This window comes from Vibrio sp. HA2012 (genome assembly GCF_002812955.1).
Lineage (GTDB): Bacteria > Pseudomonadota > Gammaproteobacteria > Enterobacterales > Vibrionaceae > Vibrio.
Window position 1 is genome coordinate 355,521 of sequence record NZ_PFXK01000002.1, and the last position, 22,109, is coordinate 377,629.

At 43.8% G+C, this 22,109-nt stretch carries 22 protein-coding genes and 1 pseudogene; 12 read left to right on the forward strand and 11 right to left on the reverse strand.

The genetic code is table 11. The annotated features are described in order from the left end of the window. Window positions 1–17: 17 nt before the first annotated feature. Complete coding sequence (gene nadE / locus CSW98_RS05450; protein WP_100799444.1) at window positions 18–848, reverse strand: NAD(+) synthase; 831 nt, start codon at window positions 846–848, stop codon at window positions 18–20. Window positions 849–984: 136 nt separating this feature from the next. Here nadE and CSW98_RS05455 point away from each other — a divergent pair, with 136 nt between their 5' ends. Next, complete coding sequence (locus CSW98_RS05455; RefSeq protein ID WP_100799445.1) at window positions 985–1,527, forward strand: nicotinate-nicotinamide nucleotide adenylyltransferase; 543 nt, start codon at window positions 985–987, stop codon at window positions 1,525–1,527. Here the strand turns inward: CSW98_RS05455 and CSW98_RS05460 are convergent. Continuing rightward, window positions 1,524–2,132: an AraC family transcriptional regulator gene (locus tag CSW98_RS05460; protein ID WP_100799446.1), complete on the reverse strand. Its 609-nt coding sequence runs from the start codon at window positions 2,130–2,132 to the stop codon at window positions 1,524–1,526. The two genes, CSW98_RS05455 and CSW98_RS05460, sit on opposite strands and share 4 nt — an antisense overlap. Before the next feature lie 223 nt (window positions 2,133–2,355). Between CSW98_RS05460 and CSW98_RS05465 the strand changes: the two genes are divergently transcribed. Then, window positions 2,356–3,468: a 1-acyl-sn-glycerol-3-phosphate acyltransferase gene (locus CSW98_RS05465; protein WP_100799447.1), complete on the forward strand. Its 1,113-nt coding sequence runs from the start codon at window positions 2,356–2,358 to the stop codon at window positions 3,466–3,468. A gap of 39 nt (window positions 3,469–3,507) precedes the next feature. Here CSW98_RS05465 and CSW98_RS05470 read toward each other — a convergent pair whose 3' ends face one another. Both CSW98_RS05470 and CSW98_RS05475 read right to left on the reverse strand, forming a co-directional pair. Continuing rightward, window positions 3,508–4,107: a hypothetical protein gene (locus tag CSW98_RS05470; protein ID WP_100799448.1), complete on the reverse strand. Its 600-nt coding sequence runs from the start codon at window positions 4,105–4,107 to the stop codon at window positions 3,508–3,510. Between the two features lie 137 nt (window positions 4,108–4,244). Further along, a complete protein-coding gene (locus tag CSW98_RS05475; protein WP_100799449.1) occupies window positions 4,245–4,553 on the reverse strand; it encodes a YfcZ/YiiS family protein in 309 nt (102 codons plus the stop codon). Window positions 4,554–4,947: 394 nt separating this feature from the next. Here CSW98_RS05475 and CSW98_RS05480 point away from each other — a divergent pair, with 394 nt between their 5' ends. Then, complete coding sequence (locus CSW98_RS05480; protein ID WP_100799450.1) at window positions 4,948–5,406, forward strand: TetR family transcriptional regulator; 459 nt, start codon at window positions 4,948–4,950, stop codon at window positions 5,404–5,406. Window positions 5,407–5,476: 70 nt separating this feature from the next. Here CSW98_RS05480 and CSW98_RS05485 read toward each other — a convergent pair whose 3' ends face one another. Together CSW98_RS05485 and CSW98_RS05490 are read right to left on the reverse strand one after the other, a co-directional pair. Next, entirely contained in the window at window positions 5,477–5,731 is a 255-nt protein-coding gene (locus CSW98_RS05485; protein WP_100799451.1) for a YgjV family protein, read from the reverse strand. Window positions 5,732–6,164: 433 nt separating this feature from the next. After that, window positions 6,165–6,422, reverse strand: a pseudogene (locus tag CSW98_RS05490) (transposase); the annotation flags it as partial. 310 nt (window positions 6,423–6,732) lie between these two features. On the opposite strand from CSW98_RS05490, the gene aphA reads away from it, so the two are divergent. Beyond that, a complete protein-coding gene (gene aphA / locus CSW98_RS05495; protein WP_100799452.1) occupies window positions 6,733–7,443 on the forward strand; it encodes an acid phosphatase AphA in 711 nt (236 codons plus the stop codon). A 417-nt stretch (window positions 7,444–7,860) separates the two neighbouring features. Here the strand turns inward: aphA and CSW98_RS05500 are convergent, their stop codons facing one another. Further along, window positions 7,861–8,178: a DUF496 family protein gene (locus CSW98_RS05500; protein ID WP_100799453.1), complete on the reverse strand. Its 318-nt coding sequence runs from the start codon at window positions 8,176–8,178 to the stop codon at window positions 7,861–7,863. A gap of 208 nt (window positions 8,179–8,386) precedes the next feature. Between CSW98_RS05500 and CSW98_RS05505 the strand changes: the two genes are divergently transcribed. The 5 genes from CSW98_RS05505 (at window position 8,387) to CSW98_RS05525 (ending at window position 14,443) form a co-directional block, all read left to right on the forward strand. Next, window positions 8,387–9,046, forward strand: coding sequence for a YceH family protein (locus CSW98_RS05505; protein WP_100799454.1), 660 nt, complete (start codon window positions 8,387–8,389; stop codon window positions 9,044–9,046). Continuing rightward, window positions 9,046–9,336, forward strand: coding sequence for a GIY-YIG nuclease family protein (locus CSW98_RS05510; RefSeq protein ID WP_100799455.1), 291 nt, complete (start codon window positions 9,046–9,048; stop codon window positions 9,334–9,336). The genes CSW98_RS05505 and CSW98_RS05510 overlap by 1 nt, the downstream gene beginning before the upstream one ends. A gap of 98 nt (window positions 9,337–9,434) precedes the next feature. Then, a complete protein-coding gene (locus tag CSW98_RS05515; RefSeq protein WP_100799456.1) occupies window positions 9,435–10,586 on the forward strand; it encodes a conjugal transfer protein TraF in 1,152 nt (383 codons plus the stop codon). Window positions 10,587–10,745: 159 nt separating this feature from the next. Continuing rightward, the gene (locus CSW98_RS05520; protein WP_443083652.1) at window positions 10,746–11,846 is read left to right on the forward strand and encodes an autoinducer 2-binding periplasmic protein LuxP; all 1,101 of its coding nucleotides are present in this window, start codon (window positions 10,746–10,748) and stop codon (window positions 11,844–11,846) included. Continuing rightward, window positions 11,843–14,443, forward strand: coding sequence for a LuxQ periplasmic sensor domain-containing protein (locus CSW98_RS05525; protein WP_100799458.1), 2,601 nt, complete (start codon window positions 11,843–11,845; stop codon window positions 14,441–14,443). Before CSW98_RS05520 ends, CSW98_RS05525 begins: the two co-directional genes overlap by 4 nt. Before the next feature lie 12 nt (window positions 14,444–14,455). Here the strand turns inward: CSW98_RS05525 and CSW98_RS05530 are convergent, their stop codons facing one another. Next, window positions 14,456–14,872, reverse strand: coding sequence for a hypothetical protein (locus tag CSW98_RS05530; protein WP_100799459.1), 417 nt, complete (start codon window positions 14,870–14,872; stop codon window positions 14,456–14,458). 53 nt (window positions 14,873–14,925) lie between these two features. Next, the gene (gene yccS, locus CSW98_RS05535; RefSeq protein ID WP_100799460.1) at window positions 14,926–17,118 is read right to left on the reverse strand and encodes a YccS family putative transporter; all 2,193 of its coding nucleotides are present in this window, start codon (window positions 17,116–17,118) and stop codon (window positions 14,926–14,928) included. Window positions 17,119–17,281: 163 nt separating this feature from the next. Here yccS and helD point away from each other — a divergent pair, with 163 nt between their 5' ends. Continuing rightward, window positions 17,282–19,351 carry a DNA helicase IV gene (gene helD, locus CSW98_RS05540; RefSeq protein ID WP_100799461.1) on the forward strand — a complete coding sequence of 690 codons (2,070 nt, stop codon included), beginning with the start codon at window positions 17,282–17,284 and terminating at the stop codon, window positions 19,349–19,351. 33 nt (window positions 19,352–19,384) lie between these two features. On the opposite strand, the gene CSW98_RS05545 is transcribed toward helD, so the two are convergent. Next, the gene (locus tag CSW98_RS05545) at window positions 19,385–19,840 is read right to left on the reverse strand and encodes a methylglyoxal synthase (protein ID WP_100799462.1); all 456 of its coding nucleotides are present in this window, start codon (window positions 19,838–19,840) and stop codon (window positions 19,385–19,387) included. A gap of 233 nt (window positions 19,841–20,073) precedes the next feature. Between CSW98_RS05545 and CSW98_RS05550 the strand changes: the two genes are divergently transcribed. Continuing rightward, window positions 20,074–20,673 carry a beta-phosphoglucomutase family hydrolase gene (locus tag CSW98_RS05550; RefSeq protein ID WP_100799463.1) on the forward strand — a complete coding sequence of 200 codons (600 nt, stop codon included), beginning with the start codon at window positions 20,074–20,076 and terminating at the stop codon, window positions 20,671–20,673. A gap of 60 nt (window positions 20,674–20,733) precedes the next feature. Here the strand turns inward: CSW98_RS05550 and bamJ are convergent, their stop codons facing one another. After that, window positions 20,734–21,207, reverse strand: coding sequence for a BamJ family beta-barrel-assembly machinery protein (gene bamJ / locus CSW98_RS05555; RefSeq protein WP_100799464.1), 474 nt, complete (start codon window positions 21,205–21,207; stop codon window positions 20,734–20,736). Window positions 21,208–21,475: 268 nt separating this feature from the next. Between bamJ and CSW98_RS05560 the strand changes: the two genes are divergently transcribed. Further along, window positions 21,476–22,096: an OmpA family protein gene (locus tag CSW98_RS05560; protein WP_100799465.1), complete on the forward strand. Its 621-nt coding sequence runs from the start codon at window positions 21,476–21,478 to the stop codon at window positions 22,094–22,096. Window positions 22,097–22,109: the final 13 nt, after the last annotated feature.

The window sequence follows — 22,109 nt, forward strand, 5'->3', positions numbered from 1 at the left end:
ATCATAGCGTTGCAGGATCAGTCATAGATAGTCGGGATGGCTTCACGCTTATGGGCGGTTGCTTTATAAATGGCAATCAGACGTTCAGTTACCTCAGCTGGAACGGGCTTTCCTTCAAGAAAATCATCGATTTGTTCATAGGTCAGATTCAGGGCATGTTCATCAGCTTTCTGTGGACTCAGTTCTTCCAGATCAGCTGTTGGGGTTTTGGTGACCAGAATCTCCGGTGCGCCCAGTGTTTTTGCGACGGCACGAACCTGACGTTTGCTCAGGCCAAACAGTGGAGCCATATCACAGGCACCGTCACCGAATTTAGTATAAAAACCAGTAATATTTTCTGCCGAATGGTCTGTTCCAAGTACCAGACCACCTACGTATCCGGCGACTTCATACTGAGCAACCATTCGAGCTCTGGCTTTTACGTTACCTTTTACAAAATCCAGTTTTTCTGCTTCTGCAGGCAACAGTTCGGTATCATGCAGGGCATGACGAGAAGCCGCATGTAAACCGTCGACTCCTTCTTTGATATTTACGGAAATCGAGTAGGTCGGACGGATAAATTGAAGCGCCAGTTGTGCTTCATCTTCATCTTTCTGTTCACCATAAGGGAGACGAACCGCGACAAATTTATAGTCAGATGTACCGGTTTCGGCATTCAGGCTTTCAACAGCAAGCTGGGCCAGACGACCGCAAGTGGTCGAATCGATACCACCACTGATACCGAGAACCAGAGCCTTACAGCCCGATTCCTGTAGTTTGCGTTTAATAAATGCTACGCGTCTTTCGATTTCAAAATCAGGGTCGATTGACGGCAGAACACGCATTTCTTCGCGAATTTTCTGTTCCATTGATATTCCTTTTTCACTGCAATGTATACCGAAATAACCTCAAGGAGCTTATTTAGAGGTCACTTTGGTATAAAAACACAGCCAATAGCATTATCATACCGAATTAGATCGATTATCAACTAGCGAAAACGTTTGAATGAATGAGATAACAGCAAAAAGGACTAAAATTGCCGTTTTTGGCAGCGCATTTAATCCTCCAAGTTTGGGACATAAAAGTGTGATTGAATCTTTGTCCCATTTTGACCGGATTTTGCTGCTGCCGAGTATCGCGCATGCATGGGGAAAACCTATGCTGGATTATGATCTCAGATGCAGGATACTGGAGCTGTTTATTCATGATCTGGGGTTGAATAATGTGTATCGCTCAACGGTAGAAGAAGATCTGTATCAACCGGGGAATAGTGTAACGACTTTTGCCGTTCTGGAAAAAATTCAGGCCATCTATCCCATGGCAGAAATTACCTTTGTGATCGGACCGGATAATTTTTTCAGTTTTCATAAATTTTATAAAGCAGATGAGATACTACGTAAATGGTCGGTGATGGCTTGTCCGGAAAAAGTGACCATTCGCAGTACTGATATTCGTAGGGCATTACAGAAAAATCATTCTGTTTGTGGAATGACCACCCCATCGGTTGCAGCGTTTCTCCAGCAGAAGAAGCTGTATACGGACAGCTAAAGTACTTTACCCAGTATCAGTTGACACAGACACAGGTAATCACTTTCTGACCCTTGAAACAGAGAATCGATGATGGTACTTGGCTTTATTCCTGATAGTCGTTGTTTCTGAGCTTCCCGAACTAACAGTGCCAGGTGCATTTCTTTGCTCAGACTACCGGAATTTTCTGCTGTCCAGTCGGAAAACAAGCGGCTGAGATGCCCGAGAATTAACTCTGGTTTCAGTTCTGTTGCTTCATAACGGATCGCATCCAGAAAGGTTTTTAGTTGACTATCCGGAACCGGTGCTAGCGCAAGTTTATTGATAATCGAGCGGGTTACATCCGGCAGCTCAACAAAGCCACTCTGAAGCGGAAACGAATCCGTCAGGCGTATGGAAAATTCCACAACAGAAGCCTGGGTATCGGGTAAATAAGTCATTGCGCTTAGGCAGTCGAACGGAAGCCAGAAACTGTCGTCTTGCTCCAAAACGTATTCATACTTACCCAATCGGATCAGAGCAAGCCCGTTATGAATAGTGATAAGTGAGTGTTTTAGCTGTTTCTTTCTGGGGGTGCTAATAAGAAATGCAGACTGACTCAGATGATATTCAAGCGCGTAATTCATGGGATACCTTTTATTTGGGCGCATAGGGTAACGTTAATTGCTTAAAATGCCAATATTTCCGCGATTCTTCTTTATTTCTGTGTTTTTTTATTTCAGGGGCTGTTTCTGGGGATGGCTGGTCTGACCTTATATGCTAAAGCTGTTTGTTTGGATAACTCAGCGTAAAATACCCTGTTTTTGTAACCTTTTGGTTTTCTATCAATCTATTTATTAGCATATTCAAATGACAGCAGACAACGATATCTACCAGGAAATTCGTCCCTACAATGATAATGAGATCAGTGACGCAATTAACCGTCTGATTAACGATCAGGAATTTATTAACGCCATTATTAACCATCGCTTTGAAGGACGTTCCGCCTGGGTTCAGTCTTTGATGACACCGTTTGTACGAATGTATCTGAAATACAAATGGGGAAAATTAAAAACGGTGAATGATGTTCAGATGGAAGTGAAAAAATACATGGATCAGACACTGGACACGACGACGGATGGCGTTACGTATTCCGGTCTGGATAAGTTGGATCCGAATACGTCTTATCTGTTTATTTCTAACCACAGAGATATAGCGATGGATCCGGCTCTGGTCAATTATGGGTTGTATCAGAGTGCACATAAAACTGTGCGAATCGCTATTGGTGATAATCTGCTGAAGAAACCATGTGCGACAGATTTGATGAAACTGAATAAGAGTTTTATCGTTAAACGTTCGGCAAAGGCACCACGTGAAATGATGAAGGCATTGGGATTGCTTTCTTCTTACATTCGTCATTCTCTGGATACGGGAAATTCTATCTGGATTGCTCAACGGGAAGGTCGAGCCAAAGACGGTAATGACGTTACTGAACCGGCTATCCTGAAAATGTTTTATATGGAAGGGCGCCGACAAAAGATCAGTTTTGCCGATTATGTAAAGTCGCTGAAAATTGTACCTGTTGCTGTCTCTTATGAGAATGATCCATGTGATACCGCTAAGGCTTGTGAGCTGTATGAAAAAGAAGCACATGGTCGCTATGAAAAAAGTGAATTTGAAGATATTGAAAGTATCGTGCAGGGCATTATTGGCTATAAAGGGCGTGTTCATGTCAGCTTTGGTGATGTCGTCACGCAAGAATTTGAGACACCGGAAGCATTAGCCGAAGAAATTGATCGGCAGATACATAATATCTATAAGCTGTATCCGATGAATTTGTTGGCTGCAGGTGTCAATGTTGATGATATTCCGGCTGATACAAAGCTGGTTTTTGCGGCAAAACTGGCGTCCATTCCGGAAGGCGCTCATCCTTATCTGAACGCCATGTACGCAAACCCTGTGCGTAACTGTGGAGAGCAGTAGCTGTAGAGCTGCTGATCAGATTAACATCGGGCGGGGTCTTTAACGGGCAACGGCTCCGCCCAGTTCCAGTTCGGAAGGCCATTGCGAAATGGTATTTCCTCCCAGAAAAATATTGCCTCTTACTGTCATATGTTCCGGAAACCTGTGTATAGCCGAACCGCCGATATACAGATTACCTTCCACGATAATTCGATCCGGAAGTTCGGTTAGTGGTGTGCGGATTACGCTGAGATCTCCTTTGACATAGAGAGCCGGAGGAAGCGATGTGAGAGGGGTATCGGTAAAGTTCAGATATCCGCCAACAGAAATACCCGCAGGCCATACTTCAATCTGGCTACCCAGAAAATTAGCGAATCCGCGGATCCGGGTGCCCCTCCTGACCGATGTCAGCGCACTGTTCGATGCATCCAGATTACCGTACACAATCAGTCCTCGAGGTAAATTTCTGATGCCGGTTTTGGCAATATTCAGGTTACCTTTCACCTCAAGATCATCTGGCAGAGAAGTGTATGGTTTATTGCGCAGATAAAGGTTACCGTAGCTATCAATATGATTGAGTATCTGATACTTATCCAGTGGCTCAGAAAATGCCGGGGAACGAAACAGTATCAGTAAGCAGAAAAAAACAATAGATCGCATCTTACCAACCGTAGAATAGAGTAATGTAGTGAGTATTATATCGGCTTGCTAGCGGGGAACTAAACTGATTTCAGAGTAAAAGCGAGTAAACAATGGCTGGTTACCCGCTTTACCGGTTACAGAACTGTGTTGACGGATTAGCGAAGTGAACGGGTTTTCAACTCAAAAATCAGTTTTTCAGCGCTGACTTCGAATTTGAACCTTGCATGCAGTTCTTTTGCATCATCGGCCATGGGTGTGACATCATACTCTACGTTAGCATTCACTTGTTTTGCCAGAGTAATATAATCCTGAAACTTTGTTTCTAACTGGGATTTTTCTTCACCAAATAAAGATACTTCGGCAACCTCATCACCTTCTTTGATAATGAAGCCAACTTCTGCGCTGCACCCACAAGCTTCACAAACACCATCTTCGGTACTGCAGACTTGATTTTCTTCTGACATAACATTCCTCCTACAAAGCACTTAGATTATCTTAGCCCCTGCTGCTCAGGCAACAAATTATTTTAGCTTTTTCTGTTAGAAGCGTAGTCCTTGCCGAAGATATATACAATTGCCCATTCTATGGGGGATGTTTTGTAACATTGTTTGTATTACGCATTTGGCTGCTCGATAGATCGTGTAAAATATACCGGTTAAATTTATTTATCTTAACGATTATACCGAAGCTATGAATCTATAGGCTCGGTATAAGTCCGATGAGTGTGTGACTCGATGATAAGTCCGAAAGGACAGGCAACACACCCGGTCGCTTTGTAAATAAGCTTTTGCTGCTATACGGAATAATAGAAAAGAGATGAACGGGGAGAATAAAGGTTAATAAAGAAGAGCGTGTAGTATGCCAAAACGTAGTAAAGAAGATACCGAAATAACAATTCGAATTATTATGGATGCGGTTATTGACCAGTTGATTCGGCTGGGATATGACAGAATGTCTTATACAAGTTTAAGCCAGCAGACAGGTATATCCCGAACAGGGATCAGCCATCATTTTCCTAAAAAGACCGATTTTGTTTCGGCACTTGATGAACGTATACATGAAAAATTTATTCAGCACCTGAACCTGTGTGACGGGTTAAAGGCATTCTCTGAAAGCTGGCTGGTTGCGCTGAATAATCAGGAGTTTGCATCGATTCTGAGGTTGCTGTTCCATCATATTGTGATGGTTGATTGTGCGGACTCATTTGCCCGTAATGGGATGAACCGGCTATATCGTATGATGGATGAACAATATGGAGAAAAGGCAGATAAAGAACTGGAATGGCTGTTAGGTAAATCGCTGGTTCATTTAACCTGAGTGATTTCTCTGTAAAAAACAAAGGCTCCAGAGGTAATCCGGAGCCTTTGTTTGTGAGTTGTTTCAGGGGTCAGGCATTTACACCATCAGCACTGGCTGCTTTTGTTTCCTGATATTGTCTGAACAGAAAATACAGGTTGATACAGGCGATATAGCTGTTGGCGACAACAACCGGCAGTGCACCGACATACAGACCGTAAGCAATAAACAGTGAGCAACCGACCAAGTTCAGAACCCGCAATGCCACAATATGTTTCATGCTTAATGAAATTGCCACCATAATTGATGCAGCGTAACCTATCATTTCAACCATACTAAATTCCATTACTCTCTCCTCTTTAGTTGCCGAGTCTGGTCGGTACCAATTCTTCTCTTCGTGAGATAAGCGAGGATGCTCCATGCCCCGAATGGTTTTTGATAACACAAATTTTGTGAACTGAGTCAATATTAGCAGGGGTTCTCTGAGAGGAAAATAGCGGGAAGGCGATAAATTGAAGGTTAGCGATTACGCAAACGTTTTTATTTTTTCAGGGGGATATGGCGAGGTTATCTACCTGATTACCGGCTGCACCAATATTAGATCTCCAGCCATCGGGAACGAGCGCATCTGGATGAATGTTGATGAGCATTTTTAATGCCGTTCCATAAGCTACCGATTTTTTCTTGTATCCACTTGACCACCTTGTCTAAACCGATGAACTTATCCAATGCAAATGCTATTCACGATTATTCGCCTTATATAAATGGTTCTTCTCCGCTTAGGTGAGCTTGATATTTGGGTAAAAAGTTGAGTGAGTATCAGGAACTGATGTTTGTCTGATTTTCAATTTAAAATAATCTGTATCTCTCACACCTCTAGCTCTTCTTCTGAGTAAGCCAATTGAGATATTTCCTGCTTCTACCCGAGCGTTGGTCAGCTTGTATTTCCCGTAGTTACAGATCCCCACTTTTCTTTCCAATAACGCATCGGCAAAGTTAATTAAGGAAAGTACTCGGGTCGATTTGGCAAGACGGCACTAAAATTCAGTACTGCAATTTTGCGCAATCTAAGGCGCAATTAGTTTCGGTCGGGTTATTTGAGCACAGCCTTGTGGGAACTGAATCAATGGCTGTTTTAGATTGGGGATATAGAGATCATCCCAGATCGTTTTTTTGTGTTTTTGATCGTTTATGTGATCTTAAAAATTTCTGTAATAAAAATGCAATAAAATTTCGTTTCTAAGAGAACTATTTGAATGTGATCACTTTTTTTATGAATGCTAGTGAGTAGCATTCATCAATTCTGTGAACATGAAAGTAAATAGTTCCCATTGATAAGGAAATGAAATGAAAAAGACAATAATTGCTATGTCGGTTTTACTGTGCGGTGTTATTTCAGCCAATGTCAGTGCCGATCCAAAGACTTCTGGTACTCATAAAGGTTATTCAACAATCGAAATGTTATCATCTGGCATCCCGTCAGATCTAAATATGGTATCTGTAGAAGACCTAGCCAAAGAACTGGGAGATAAGCCAGCAATTGCTGTTGGTTTCGATATTGATGATACAACATTGTTCAGTACGCCAGTATTTTACCGTGGTCAGGAAATGTTTTCTCCAGGTGGCTATTCTTACCTTAGTAATCAGGAATTTTGGGATCAAGCTAACTGTGGTTGGGATGCTTTTAGCCGTCCAAAAGAAATTGCTCGTAAACTGATTGATATGCACCAGAAACGTGGTGACTCAATCTACTTTATCACTGGCCGTACCGGCTCTGACTGTGACTTCACAACAAAATATTTACAGAGCACTTTTGATATCAAAGAGATGCACGATGTGATCTTTGCCGGGTCAAGCAGAGAAGAATATACCAAAGCCAAATATATCAAAGAAAATGACATCAAAATTTATTATGGTGATGCGGACGGAGACATTATCTCTGCACGTCAGGCAGGGGCTGAAGGTATTCGTGTAATGAGAGCTTCTAACTCTAGCTATACTCCTATTCCTAAGAATGGTATTTATGGCGAACGAGTATTACGAGATTCAGAATATTAATTTCAGTTCTCAAGTCATTCTGTAGAATATTAGTTGCCGTTGAATTTTTACCATTCAACGGTATTTTTATAAAAATATACCTAAGTTTAATGTTACATATTAAGCATTTAGTATGGTTCGTTGACGTAGGATTTCAGAGTTAAAGACTGTTCGTTGCTTAAATGCAGTCATTTTTGAGTCAATATCATCATAAAGCTGTTTCATCAGCTGAATTTGCTGCCTACACGATTTCTACACGCAGTTGAAACAGTGCAATTTTGAGATCCACATTTTGACCACTTTTACTGTAAATATGGATATAACAGTATGTATAAACAGGTATGTTAGGCCTTGATTCTACTAGGATGAGCAAGATTACAGATAATGAAGAACCCGCCATAAAGCGGGTTCGAGAGTATTTTATCAGCTGATATTTAATCAGCGTTTGCCTTGCGTTGTGGCTTTATCTTCTTCGGTCAGTTCACGGATACGGCGGCTGATCTCACGGCGCGATTTAGAAATTTCAGCACTTTTGATGATATGATCATCAACACGGTCTTCGTAGTCACCCTTCATGTTTTTGATAATCATAAGGATTTCATCATGACTCATTTCAGGCTTGATATAATCAAGCAGATTTTCCAGCAGGCCAACACGCTTAGTGTTATCACGGATTTTCTTTTCGTTATCCTGAAGTTCACGCTTTAGTTTATTCTTTTGACGCGCCAGATTGACAATTTCAAATACGCTGTTCATATGTCTCGATTCCTAACTATTAATCCATTGATATGCAATGGCTAAAGCATAGCAAACCATAGATAATGATTAAACTTATTCCTGCATCTATTTCAACATTATCCGGACCATTGTCTTTCTTTATTCAGGCGATATAGTATGTAGAAAGCGGATACCCAAACAGTATTCATAACGAATAAAAAAAGAACAAAACGGAGCAGAGCCGAGTATGAGTATAGAATTGTCCCCAGTTGAAGCACGTGTGATTGGTTGTTTAATTGAGAAGGAGGTAACGACACCGGATCATTATCCGTTAACCCTGAATAGTCTGACAACTGCCTGTAATCAGAAAAGTAACCGAGAGCCGGTCATGTCTCTTTCTGAATCTGAGGTGCTGGATACGGTTGATGCCCTGATAGCCCGCCGTCTGGTCAATGATGAGAGTAGTTTTAACAGTCGGGTCGCTAAATATCAGCATCGTTTTTGTAACACAGAATTTGGTGATTTGCAGTTTTCCGAGCAGGAACGTGGTGTAATTTGCTGCCTTTTATTGCGTGGGGCTCAGACTCCCGGTGAAATCCGTACCCGTACCAATCGTTTGTGCTCATTTAGTGATGTAAAAGAAGTAGAAGCTGTTCTGGAAAAGCTGGCGGATGATTCTGATGCGGTTCCACTCGTGGTGAAATTGCCGAGGGAAGCCGGTAAAAGAGAGTCCCGTTATATGCATCAGTTTTGTGGTGAAGTCGATATCAGTACACTGACTACTGATGAGACGGCTGCAGTATATAACGGATCTGGACAATCCAGAATGGAAGCACTTGAATTAGAGGTTGCTCAGCTAAAAGCCGATATGGCGGAATTGCGGGAACTGGTGGAAAGCCTGCTGTAATGTCACTGCAAGAAGAACAGTCTGCCTGGTGGGTTTATCTGATCAGAACCCGTACTGATGCCCTGTACTGCGGCATCAGTAACAATGTGGATCGGCGATTTAAAACTCATCAAAGCGGGCGTGGAGCAAAGGCTCTGCGTGGAAAAGGCCCTCTGCAACTGGTCTGGACACAGCAAACCGACAGCAAAAGTGCGGCACTAAAACTGGAAGCATCCATAAAGAAACTGACCAAGCAGAAAAAGGAAACTCTGATACAGAAGCAGAATAAGGTAGTGTCGGCTACCCAGTAGCTCTCAGTTAGTCCTGCATCTTAGCGTTTTTCTTGCTAACCTCCGAAACTCTGCATATTCTTGATCATGCATGTTATTTAAACTAGTGGTCTATTCTTATGATAATTAAAAAACAATTGGCAGTGGGTATTGCTCTGGCGCTATGTTCTGCAACGGCATTTTCTGCAGCAAAAGTGGCAGACGGACGGGGCAATGCTATGGGGAATACAGGTGTAGCGTCAGCGGATTATCTGTTGGCTCCATTCTATAACCCGGCTCTGGCCGGTGCTTACCGGGAGAATGATGATGTCGGTTTATTATTGCCCGCGTTACAGGCGACAGTGAATGATAATGATGACACATTATCAGATATCGAGGATTTGCAGGATATTGTTGAAGATACTCCTTCTGATACAACGGCAATAGACAGCTATCTGGATAAGTTAAGTGATAATGCCCCTGTGTCGGTAAATGCCGGTGCTGGTATTGCTGTGGCGATTCCGAATAAATACGTTGCTGCAAACTTATTTGCTGCAGGTTATGCCGAGCTGGCTGTCGATACAAATATCGATGATGATTCAACGCCATTAACGAGATACAACAATTCTGAAGTTAATTTATTAGCATTTACCTATACGGAAGTGGGTATTGCACTGGCCAAACCATATACGGTTGCAGGTCAGGAAATTACCTTTGGGGTGTCACCAAAATTTCAGCGTCTGAAAACCTATGCACAGAGCATTAGTATAAGGGACTATGACATTGATGATTATGATGAGAGTGAACAGAGTAAGAGTACCTTCAACTTGGATCTTGGTGCCTTCTGGCAAAAAGATACCTGGCGTGTCGGTCTTGCGGTGAAAGATCTGTTTAAACAATCTATTGATGTTGAAGATACGACGGGTAACATTGATGGAACTTATGAACTGGCCCCTCAGGCTACTCTTGGCGGCGCATATATCTCTCGCTTCTTTACTGCATCGGTTGATCTGGATTTGACCAGACAGACTCGTTTTGAAGATCTAAATATATCCGGTCTGGATGATGATTTTGACGATACTCAATTCCTCCGCTTCGGGGTTGAAGGTAATGCATGGGACTGGCTGCAATTACGCGCCGGATATGAAGTTGATCTGCTGAGTAATCTGGATAATAGTGTTACTGCTGGTATTGGTATCAGTCCGTTTGATGTGGTCAATATTGATCTCGCTGGTAGTTATGCCGGAGATAACCAATATGGTGCTACATTAAGTCTGGCATTTACTTTTTAATTTCTGATTTCAGACCTATTCAATGCCACATAATGAACATGATTATGTGGCATTCGCATATTTCATTACTACCATTCATTATGTAGGCCATTCGAATATATTAATAAATCACTTAACTACAGGTGCGTGATGATTGAGCGTAACTTCAGAAATCATCTTATTAAGAGCATATTTTTCAGTTTCCTGTGTTCTTTTCCCGCATTTTCAGCACCACTTCCGGTTCATTTTAGTGTACTCAGCGAATATTGGGGATACCGGGAATTTCTTGACCACTTTCCCGAGCAGAACCGGCTGACAGGAAAACTGGCTGGTGTGGTTAACTCAGCGCCGGTTCCTTTATCCGTGAAACAAAAACAGGTGGTTAATATATCCGTGATCTATCCCGGGGATCAGGTCTCTGACTACTGGCGCAGAAATATCGTTGCTTTCAGAAAAAGAATGGATGAGCTGAGTATAGACTACCGGATAACGCAGATATTCACCCGTCCAAATGCAGACATAGATCAGCAAAGCCAGTTTTTAAATGACGCACTGAGCAGTCATGCAGACTATCTGGTTTTTACTCTGGATACCGGACGGCACAAGAAGTTTATCGAACATGTGTTGTATAACTCAGAGACGAAATTAATACTGCAGAATATCACCACGCCGGTCGTCGAGTGGTCAGAACATCAGCCTTTTATGTATGTCGGCTTTGATCACGCTACCGGAAGTCGCTTACTGGCCGAATATATCAAGTCGGTGTATTCGGCTCCGGTTTATTATGGTTTGCTTTATTTTTCACCTGGCTATATCAGCGATGTAAGGGGGGATACATTTGTGCATGCCTTAAATCAGGCCGGGGGATACTATCTGCAATCCTCATATTATACCCGGGCAAATAAAGAAAGTGCTTATCAGGCAACGCATAAACTGGTTGGTATGTATCCGGAACTGGACTTTATTTATGCCTGTTCCACAGATGTAGCCCTTGGCGCTGTGGAGGCATTAGAAAGTTTAGGGAGAACTGACATCAGGGTTAACGGCTGGGGGGGAGGGTCGGCTGAGCTGGAAGCAATCAGCAGGGGCGAACTGGCAGTTACTGTGATGCGCATGAATGATGATACGGGAGTGGCTATGGCCGAAGCCATTAAATGGGATCTGGAAGGCAAACCTGTACCGACCGTTTATTCAGGTAGCTTCGAGATCCTGCCTGCAGGAAGTGAGAAAAAAAGAATAGCTCAGCTAAAAAAACAGGCATTCAGGTATTCAGACAAATGATAAATGGCGACGAGACAGTGAAAAAACGTAACTCACTGGTGAATATTACGGTTCGCTCGATTTTTGTTGTCTTCAGTGTGTTGACTGCGATGATTTTGTTATTTAGCTATCAGATATCCACCCGGGCGGTTAATCAGGAAATGCTCCGCAATATGCATCAGACTTCCAGTCTTCTGCAGAATCTGTTTGATACCCATCTGGCGCAAGGAAAACATCTGCAAAATAATATTGCCGGCAATACAGCTCTGCAACAGTACCTTGTCAGACATGAAGAAAAACGGCTGGATGGCTATTTCCTTCATCTGGAAAAAACGGACACGAATATGGTGTTCGACTTTCATTTTATAACCAGGCAACACCATATTCTCTGGGATGATGGCAATGCTCCTTTTTTCGGTCTGCATGAAGCAGAGCTTGAGCAACTGAGCAAAGGTGTTACTTTTTATAATAAATGGCATTATGTGCGTGCAGGTACAGGCGAACGTGCTATTCATCTCTTAGTCCGTCGGGTACCGGTTGTGGATGAACGCAGTGGCGAAATCCTCGGAAAGCTGTATGGCGGAATTGTCCTGAATAACAATCTTGCTTTGCTGGAACAGTTCAAGATCGCCAGTGATGTCAGTCATGTGATATTGACGGTAGGTAATCTTCCGGTTGCTTCAACGGGAGAGATTTCAGACAACTTTATTGCTGCGCTGAATTCGTCATCGGAGTTCCGGTCGCCTCTGGATAATAAATATCTATATAGCCGGACACCCTTGTATATCGCAGGAGCCGAGACTCCGCTCCTTGTCTATGCCATGCAGGATAATGCTAATATTCTGTCTCTGGAATATAACTATCAAATCAGTCTGCTGTTTTATGTTGTCTCGGTTTTTCTGGCCGCGCTGCTGGCTCGTTTTCTTATTCAAAAACGGGTTGCTGGTGAACTTTCCGGGCTGATGCAATTGGCTCAGGGCTGCTCTTACGATAAAAAATCGATGACGTATTCCGGCTCAAAGATCAAAGAATTCAACCATATTGGGAGGACTTTGGAAAAAACTTTTAATGATTTGAGGGATAAAGAGCGCTCATTTCAGGATTTGTTTAATTTTTCCCTCTCTCCGATCATTGTCTGGGATTCTCAAGGAGAGGTGATCCGCATGAATCCCGCCGCAGAACGGATCTTTGACAGACATGGGGAGTTTTATAGTGAGGAATTTCTGAGTTTTCAGTCCAAAATCCGGCCTCAGCTCTCTATGATTAATGAGGGAGCCAGTATCACCGGGATGAATATTTCTGTGTTTGAAACGATTTATCGCTGGAATTTGTCACCGATTGATCTGGAAGGCGGTGTGCATTCGATTATTACTCAGGGACAGGATATAACAACGCTGATAGAAGCCGAGCAGCAGAGTAATCTGGCTAGGATGGAGGCGGAAAAATCGGCAAAGGCCAGAGCTGACTTTCTGGCAAAAATGAGCCATGAGATCAGAACTCCTCTGAATGGTATTCTGGGTATTTCCCAATTGCTAAAACAGTCTGTGACTCAGCCGGATCAGAGTGAAAAAGTGGACGTGCTTTGTCAGAGTGGTGAACATCTTCTCACGGTTTTGAATGATATTCTGGACTTCTCCCGGCTGGAGCAGGGGAAATTTAATATTGTGTTCAGTCCGTTCAGTTTTACATCTCTGATTAGCTCGGTTGATAGCATTTATCGTCCTCTCTGCCGGGAAAAAGATCTTGAATTTATCATTATCAATACCGTCGATGAGCATATTTATCTGAACAATGACAAAGTCCGGTTAAATCAGATCATGCATAATCTGTTGAGTAATGCTGTGAAATTCACGCATAAAGGTCGTGTATCGGTACAGTTTGAACTGATAGATAATGCGGCTGATTTCGTATCAGAAGAGGAAACAGAAGCACAACTCAAATGCCTGAATATTACTGTCGGAGATACAGGGATCGGAATTTCTTCGGAGAAGCTGGAAAGTATTTTTGAGCCTTTTGAACAATCGGAAAAAACGACCACACGTGAATATGGTGGCAGTGGTTTGGGATTAACAATTGTTAAGCATCTTGTGGCGCTGCTGGGGGGAACTATCCGGGTAAGGAGCCTTGTTGGAACCGGCTCTCAGTTTATACTTTCTATTCCTGTTGAATTGGTGGATGAGCCGCAGGAAGACTCCGTACATTACGGCCAAACAAATTATCGGGATCTGTTTGATCGATCTTTGTCGCTGTTACTGGTTGAAGATAACCGGACGAATGCTTTTATTGCCAGAGCCTTTTGTGAAAAGTACGCGATGCATGTGGACTGGGCAGAAGACGGACTGGTGGCTCTGGATAAACTTAAAACGCATCAATATGATGTTATTTTGATGGATAACCAAATGCCGAATCTGGATGGGGTGGAAGCAACCCAAATTATACGCAGGAATCTGAAACTGACGACCCCGGTTTTTGCCTGTACAGCAGACGGGTACGAATTGACCAGGAATGAGTTTCTTAACGCTGGTGCAGACTATGTGATTGTTAAACCAATTAAAGAACAGGCGCTGTACGAAGCATTTTGTTACCTGAAAGAACGATTTCTGCTATCGCAGGAGTAAGCATAAAGGTGATTAAACGTGGGTATCGAGCATAGTACCGACAATGTCGTTAGAACGCTGAACCACATTAGCCCCGACCTGATTATAGGTTTTAGCCTGATTCAGTTGTAGTAAAGAGTCCACGTGTGATTGGGTAAGTTCTTTCGCTCTGGTATGAGGTTCATTTGGATCGGTATTCAGCCGGTTGAAATTCATTCCTTGATCTGAACGGGTATCGTTAGCTGTCGCTCCGGAATCGGCGGTATTACGCTGAGCAGATTGTTCTTCTTCAGCCCGTTTATCAGTAAGACGTTCTTCCTGTTGTTTTTGCTCAAAGCGGTCATAGCCTCTGTCAGCAGAACGCTCAGCAATATCCCTTGCTGCCTGATGGGCAAGCGACTGAGATTGCTGCATAAGCGAATAGCCGGACTGAACAGAAGATATAGCCATAATACTGATCCCTTTTACACCTCTTTTAAGACTAATCCGTTTTGTTCAAAAATTCAACGTTGAGCGGGGTAAAGTTCTGCCTGCTGATCATTGACTTTGGGTACAAATTTACCTGCCAGTGCATGTAACTCCGGCATCATTCGGTAGATCAGATGCAATTGCTGCAGGATCATCCTGACGGAATTATCATCCTCATCCCGCCATTGCGACAGCCGTTTTTCAAGCGTTTTTTCATCTATATCCGGAACACAATTCGGGCTGGCTCCGGATAATTGCTGGTTGAGTACGTCCAGATGCTGGTGGATCATCCTATGGGTATCCAGAATCAGCTTGTGCGTACCCTGGCTGTCAATACGGGTTCGGTGAGCACCAAGCGCGGAAATATAACTCAACAATGCATGGTTCAGAGTAAGGAACCGAAAACTGTCCTCTTCTGAAGTTCTGTATCTGCCCGGCTCGGTCAGCATATTGCTCATAATAGAGCTCAGGTCGGCACTACTGTTATGAGCATCGCGCCGGGCAACACGGTAGTGAAGGTCGTCTTTTTTTCCAATACGGTACTGACCAATAATTTGTGCCAGGTACTGCTGGTTTGTTGTTATCGATGTCGCCATTGCTTTCGATAGCTTACCTGACTGCCAGTCAGGCAAAAGTAAGGTTACGGCTCCAACGGCCAGCAGGCATCCGATCAGCGTGTCGAGAAGCCGCGGCAGGATCACTGCGTAGCCTTCTCCAATCTGGTGAAAGCAGAACAGAACCAGAATTGTAATAAAGGTAGTGGCGTAGCTGTAGTTATTTTCTTTGAAAGCAAAGAATGCTACACCAGAAAGGACAATAAAAACCAGTTGGCTGGCCTGTGACGGGAACAGTGTTAGTAATAGTCCGCCAATCAGCAATCCAGTAACGGTTCCTCCTATACGGGAAACCAGTTTTTGACGAGTTGCGCTGTAGTTTGGCTGGCATACAAACAGCACAGTCAGCAGGATCCAGTATCCTCTGTCTACCTGCATCAGTTGGATAACGCCAAAACCAGCCGTCAAAGCTGTGGAGACTCGGAGCGCATGCCTGAATAGTGGTGAACTGAGCCGGAAGTTTGCAGTGATTCTTTCCCACATGGCTGTAATATTACCCGGATCTGTATTGCTCAGTTCGTTATCCTCGATGGCTTCTATTACATCCGGATTACTGACATTCGAAAGAAGTTTTTCAACGGTGAGCAGGTTTTCAAACAGGTAGTTAAGCTGCAGAAGAAGTGCTTTCCACTCCGGATTCTGTTGTGCTTCCAGATATTGTATAGACTTCTTCAGTTCATCCAGCGCTGCGGTTGAGGCTTCATTATGGTGGTATGGTTCCCCCTCCCGGATAGAGTTGGCAATCATCTGGCATGATTCTGACTGTAATTCCATCATATGCTTGAATCTGAACATAATATCAGAACGGCTGAAAGCTTCAGCCAGTTCCTGATAACGGTAATGAGTGGAGCTGACTCGCTCATGAATATCCTGAGCCAGAAAGTAGATATTCAGGAAACGGTCACTGGGACCATCTACCCGTCCGCGTTTTGAACGGGAGAGAAAAGTTGCTTTACACTGATTGAGTGCCGAAACTGTTTTTGCGTTCAGATTCGCTTCCTGAATACGGTAAGGCTGGGGTGTCAGATCCGATACCGGATGAAAGAGTTTTCGCTTGGTATCCATATAGGCAGATAACTGTTCGAAAACACGGGAAAGGTTATCCTGAACCGGTTTTAACGGCCATAGTGCATACCAGATGATGGACATAAGGTAATACCATACCGCTCCGCCAAGTAACAGAAACGGCTGATACCATAAATGCTGGTTTTCGTCTGCACCCAGCATGGTATAGATGGCAATCAGCAGTGAGCCGAATGCAATAGTGGCGTAGCGGGGACCAATAGCTCCCAGCATGATAAAGCCAAAGGCGGAAGTAAACAGCCCAATAGCAAAGGGCAGAGGGTGGCTGAATAGAAATTCTATGGAAAAGGTTGCAATAGTAAAACAGACAAGTGTCAGACCTTGAGCCTTAAGTTTCCCACTCAGATTATCGTCAGTTTCTGTCAGTGCTGCAGCGATGACTCCCAGAATTAGTGGTGTGATCCAGACTAATTTATTCAGATACCAGCTGGACAGAATCACGCCGGCAAATGCCAGAAGGATCAGTGCACTGTGGTTAAATCTTCTTAGCGAGTGGATATATTTTTTGATCCAGAGTCTGGAAGTGAACATAGATACTTGCTTGTCCCGTTAATAAATCAAGAATGCCATACAGTTAGAGTATTCGGTAGTCTGATAAAAGTATACGTATTATTTGGGATAGGTATACTTAGGTATTATGTATTGAATCAGAAATAACCAAGAATATCTGTTAAGAATTATTGTGGAAGAGATAATGCAAATTGGGGCAGGTAAGGTCGCCCGTTTTTTTATTCAGAACGAATATAGTCAGGTTCGTCTGGAACATGACCGCCTGATACTCGCTTCAGTCGATAATGAAATTCGGATCCCGTTTTCCGTATGGAGCGGAAAAATAACACTCGAGAGAGGATGTTTCTGGGGAACACTGACTTTCTATTCGTTCAGTCAGAATGATAAAATTACGCAGTGGGTAGTTCAGGGGTTAGCCTGGAAATCACTGCGTACTTTTGTTCGTCAGGCGCTGTTGTATTATCAGACGTGGGATCAGCGTCAGTGTGAGCAGATGAAGCAGCAATTGCCACAATGGAAAACAGCACTTACTCTTCTGATTAACCAACCTGGATATCTGGCAGCATCAACGGTGCAGGTCTGGCTGGACAACACAGAGCAGGCTTTTACATCCATGCGCATGAGTCTGGAAGAAGCAGAGCAACGTTACCCGAAAGAGTTGGAAGTCATTTCCCGTTGGATCCGGGATCCGCTCCGGCAGACAGAACTGCGCAATCAGCACTGGCTTGAACAGGAGCGGCAGAACTGGGAGGTGTTATTCGCTCAGGTAGAATCATCACCGCTAAATGAGTCGCAGCAGAAAGCGGTTCTATTAAACAATGATCACAACCTTATTCTTGCCGGAGCCGGATCCGGTAAAACAAGCGTTTTAGTGGCAAGGGTTGCTTATCTTCTGCAAAGCCATCTGACACAGGCTGAAGAGATATTGATGGTTGCCTTCGGTAAAGATGCGGCGAACGAGATGCAGCAACGGCTGCAAAGTAAAATCGGTATGGCTGCAGACGGAGTAAATGTCCATACGTTCCATCAGCTTGGTTTGAAAATTATTAACCAGACAGAATCGGCACCTGTTGTCATCTCTCCGCTGGCGACCGATGCAAAGAAAAAACAGTTTTGGTGCTCTCAGTGGCTAAAGCAGCACTGGGCAATGCAGAATAATTTTAACCGCTGGCAGAAACATCTTGCTCAATGGCCAATAGCTTACCTGAAAGGTGACGATGAGTTAAGCGGTCAGACAGAGAATCCCAAGCTTATTGGTTGGCTGGAAACCCAGCTTGATATTCTTTGTATGCTGCACGACAGTAAAAAATCGATCCAGCAGAAACTGGTCGAACATCCGGACTATCCACGTCTGAACAGTGAACTATCGTTAGTCTGGCCCTGCTACAAAGCCTGGCAGATGATGCTGAAAGAAAACCATCAGGTCGATTTCCATACAATGATCACACGGGCGACAGAGTATGTGCGAAAAGGGAATTTTCAGGTTCCGTGGAAGTTCGTTATGGTGGATGAATATCAGGATATTTCACCGGATCGGTTGGCACTTATTGAAGCGATTTGTGAACAGAGAAATACCGGAAACCAGCCTTCTTTGTTTGCTGTCGGAGATGACTGGCAGGCCATCTACCGTTTTGCCGGTGCCGATGTTGATTTGACGACCGGTTTTGCCCGACGTTACCCGTCATCAACACTTCATTATCTGGATACAACGTATCGTTTTAATAGCCAGATTGGTGCGGTTGCGAATGGGTTTGTGGCCAGAAATCCACAACAGTTGGCTAAAGATTTGTGTAGCCATAAGCAACAAAAGCAGAAAGCCGTGTATATTTTGCCAGTAAAGAGTATAGAAAAAGAGCTGCATGAGCTGAATAAAAAAGCGCAGAAAAAAACATCGGTACTGTTACTGGGACGAAATCATTACCATAAGCCGGAATTGCTGACAGACTGGCAGAAGGCTTATGCCGCATTGGATATCCGTTTTATGACCTGTCATGCCAGCAAAGGCCGAGAGGCAGATTATGTTTTTATTCTACACGTGGATGAAGGACAGTTTCCCGCAGTGGAAAGACTGGTACATCTGGATTCTGCCCTAATGGCATCCAGTGATCCTTTTCCTTTTGCGGAAGAGAGACGGTTATTTTATGTCGCATTGACACGGGCAAAAGAAAAAGTATGGGTAACACACGGTTCGCATCCATCAGGATTTGTTCAGGAGCTGATAGCAGGTGATTACCCGACAATAGAGAAAAGGTAGGACAGAAAACCTGTCTTACCTTATTGGGTCGTGTCAGATTCTTTCGGACAGGTATCGGTCGTAGTCTGGGATCTCTATATTGATTTCAGTGCCGATCAGAGAAGAGGTGAACAGAAAATTTGCTGAAGCACGGTTCATAGCGACAGGAATGTTCCAGACGTTTGCAATACGCAACAGAGCCTTAACATCCGGGTCATGTGGTACGGCATTCAGTGGATCCCAGAAGAATATCAGTACATCGATCTGTTTTTCTGAAATCAGTGCGCCAATCTGCTGGTCGCCTCCCATTGGGCCGCTAATCATACTTTTGATCGCCAGGCCGGTTTGTTTACTTAGCATTGACCCGGTTGTGCCGGTAGCGTACAAGAAGTGACCCTGTAGCTTTTCTTTGTTCTCTTCAACCCAGCGAAGCAGTTCAGGCTTGCAGGAGTCGTGTGCAACCAAAGCAATATGTTTGTGTGCGGGCATGGTACGGGTTGTTTTATGCATTATTTTTTCCATTTTCTCAGTAAGATTATCAGTTGATTATTTTGCCTGTTTTTCAATAGATTAAGGGCGTTGATATCTTAGTTTCCGTTATACTGCGGTCGTTTCCGTTAAAACCGCATCAGTATAACGGAAACATTCGTGAAAGCGATACCGGCAGGAATGAATAAACTCAGCATAATGGCTGGCTGATATGGTAAAGTGTCCCTTTGTAACGGATACAGGAAACAGTAAGCATGGCTCTCGATCTCTCAAAATATAAGGGTTTGATTTTTGATATGGACGGTACGCTTATCGATACGATGCCGGCCCATCTGGATGCCTGGGAGAAGACTGCCAGTAAGTTCAATATTCCTTATGATCGAGACTGGATACATAGCATGGGAGGCATGCCCAGTCCGAAGATTACCCTTGAGATTAACCAAAGATACGGTCTGGAGTTGGATCCTAAGATTATCGCGACTTATAAGATGCAGTGCTTTGATGAGATTGAGCAACAGGGAGAAGTTATTCCGCACACATTTCAGGTACTGAAAAGTGCGCAGGGACTGTTTAAAACAGCGCTGGGAACCGGGAGCCAGCGTTCTGGTGCAATGAAGCTGTTGGGAGACAGAAAACTCTTGCCGTTTTTACAGGAAATCGTAACGGCAACTGACGTTACCCGACATAAACCTAACCCGGATACCTTTCTTTTGGCCGCTGAAAAGCTGAATCTGGCTCCTGAGACATGCGTGGTATTTGAGGATACTGAATTAGGTAAACAGGCGGCACATGCGGCCGGTATGGATTGTTTTATGGTGGTGGGGGAAGACTTTGAATTCCATCCCCGTCCTTAATCTTTGGGCATCAGATACCGCCGGAACAGACGGTATCTGACAATAATAAATGCGGATCGGTTACTGTATTTCCAGAAGTTCTACATCAAAAATCAGTACCGATGCTGGTGGAATGGGGCCTGAGCCGCCTTTACCGTATCCGAGCTCGCTCGGAATAAACAGACGGATTTTTTCTCCGGTTACCATGTACTGCAAACCTTCCTGCCAGCCAGTGATTACCTGATTCAGACCAAAAGTAATCGGCTCTCCGCGCTCTACTGAGCTGTCAAACACGCTACCGTCTATTAGGGTGCCATGATAGTGAACTTTGACCTTACTGGTTGCGGTTGGATGAACAGTTCCGCTGCCTTCATTCAGTACCATATACTGAAGGCCGCTATCCGTTGTGATAACACCATCTTTCTGCGAATTTTCTTGCAAAAAAGCCTTCCCTAATGCCTGGTTTTTATCGGCAGCTTTGTAGTTTCCCCATGCCCGATAGATAAAAAATCCAGCCAGAAGGGCAAGAAGAATATAATAAATTGGTTTCGACACGTAGTAATCCTTATTGTAATAATAACTAACAAGATTTTACCTTCTATACTGAACTAACCTCAAGATGAATCCTGTATCTTGGGGTTACTTTGGTGGAGTGCAGACAAGTAAAGGCACTGAGAGAAAAAATATAATCTGTGATATTTCCCTCATAGTTCCGGTCTGGCAGGCGAATCGTTTGTCCTTTGGCATAAAACAGAGTAAAGAAAATGTATTTCAGGCCGATACGGGGATATCTGGTTAATTCGGAATTGTGCGTGGTTTTCTCATGAAGAAATGGATAAGTTTACTGGTATTTGCTATCAGCGGGTGTCAGTCATTAATAGCAAATAATATGCTGGATACTGCACCTAAGAACGAATTTCAGGTGATGTATCCGGAGTGGGGAGACGTTGAAGAGCCAGCCGATAAAGATACGGTAACAAGAACCTATTATGTGCAGGGACCTAATGGTGAAAAACGAAGTGACGCCATTGATAATCTAACCCATTTTCTGAATCAGATGGGGATTGCTCATGAAGTTGTTCCCGGCAGTTATCTGATGATTAAGATAAAACAAAAAGTGCAGTTCGATACCGGCTCTTCCTATGTTTCGGCACATTCCCGCCAGTGGTTAAGTCAGATCGGTGCCTTTCTGGCCGGAAATAGCACCGTTGATATCGTTATAGACGGTCACACAGACAGCACCGGAACTAAAACGGTTAACGATCAACTGTCTGAGAAACGGGCGCTACAGGTTAAAGAACAACTGCTTGTTCAGCAGGTGTCGCCTGATGCTGTGTATACCCGAGGTTACGGTGAATATATGCCCGCCTGCTCAAACAGTTCCGCTACGGGAAAAGCCTGTAACCGCAGGGTTGAACTGACCCTGATCCTTGCCAGTAACTAAAGCAGGGCTGAGA

Excerpts from the sequence above, each read along its gene's own strand:
- nadE (WP_100799444.1), bottom strand. The coding sequence starts at position 848 with ATGGAACAGAAAATTCGCGAAGAAATGCGTGTTCTGCCGTCAATCGAC.
- CSW98_RS05455 (WP_100799445.1), top strand. The coding sequence starts at position 985 with ATGAATGAGATAACAGCAAAAAGGACTAAAATTGCCGTTTTTGGCAGC.
- CSW98_RS05460 (WP_100799446.1), bottom strand. The coding sequence starts at position 2,132 with ATGAATTACGCGCTTGAATATCATCTGAGTCAGTCTGCATTTCTTATT.
- CSW98_RS05465 (WP_100799447.1), top strand. The coding sequence starts at position 2,356 with ATGACAGCAGACAACGATATCTACCAGGAAATTCGTCCCTACAATGAT.
- CSW98_RS05470 (WP_100799448.1), bottom strand. The coding sequence starts at position 4,107 with ATGCGATCTATTGTTTTTTTCTGCTTACTGATACTGTTTCGTTCCCCG.
- CSW98_RS05475 (WP_100799449.1), bottom strand. The coding sequence starts at position 4,553 with ATGTCAGAAGAAAATCAAGTCTGCAGTACCGAAGATGGTGTTTGTGAA.
- CSW98_RS05480 (WP_100799450.1), top strand. The coding sequence starts at position 4,948 with ATGCCAAAACGTAGTAAAGAAGATACCGAAATAACAATTCGAATTATT.
- CSW98_RS05485 (WP_100799451.1), bottom strand. The coding sequence starts at position 5,731 with ATGGAATTTAGTATGGTTGAAATGATAGGTTACGCTGCATCAATTATG.
- aphA (WP_100799452.1), top strand. The coding sequence starts at position 6,733 with ATGAAAAAGACAATAATTGCTATGTCGGTTTTACTGTGCGGTGTTATT.
- CSW98_RS05500 (WP_100799453.1), bottom strand. The coding sequence starts at position 8,178 with ATGAACAGCGTATTTGAAATTGTCAATCTGGCGCGTCAAAAGAATAAA.
- CSW98_RS05505 (WP_100799454.1), top strand. The coding sequence starts at position 8,387 with ATGAGTATAGAATTGTCCCCAGTTGAAGCACGTGTGATTGGTTGTTTA.
- CSW98_RS05510 (WP_100799455.1), top strand. The coding sequence starts at position 9,046 with ATGTCACTGCAAGAAGAACAGTCTGCCTGGTGGGTTTATCTGATCAGA.
- CSW98_RS05515 (WP_100799456.1), top strand. The coding sequence starts at position 9,435 with ATGATAATTAAAAAACAATTGGCAGTGGGTATTGCTCTGGCGCTATGT.
- CSW98_RS05525 (WP_100799458.1), top strand. The coding sequence starts at position 11,843 with ATGATAAATGGCGACGAGACAGTGAAAAAACGTAACTCACTGGTGAAT.
- CSW98_RS05530 (WP_100799459.1), bottom strand. The coding sequence starts at position 14,872 with ATGGCTATATCTTCTGTTCAGTCCGGCTATTCGCTTATGCAGCAATCT.
- yccS (WP_100799460.1), bottom strand. The coding sequence starts at position 17,118 with ATGTTCACTTCCAGACTCTGGATCAAAAAATATATCCACTCGCTAAGA.
- helD (WP_100799461.1), top strand. The coding sequence starts at position 17,282 with ATGCAAATTGGGGCAGGTAAGGTCGCCCGTTTTTTTATTCAGAACGAA.
- CSW98_RS05545 (WP_100799462.1), bottom strand. The coding sequence starts at position 19,840 with ATGCATAAAACAACCCGTACCATGCCCGCACACAAACATATTGCTTTG.
- CSW98_RS05550 (WP_100799463.1), top strand. The coding sequence starts at position 20,074 with ATGGCTCTCGATCTCTCAAAATATAAGGGTTTGATTTTTGATATGGAC.
- CSW98_RS05560 (WP_100799465.1), top strand. The coding sequence starts at position 21,476 with ATGAAGAAATGGATAAGTTTACTGGTATTTGCTATCAGCGGGTGTCAG.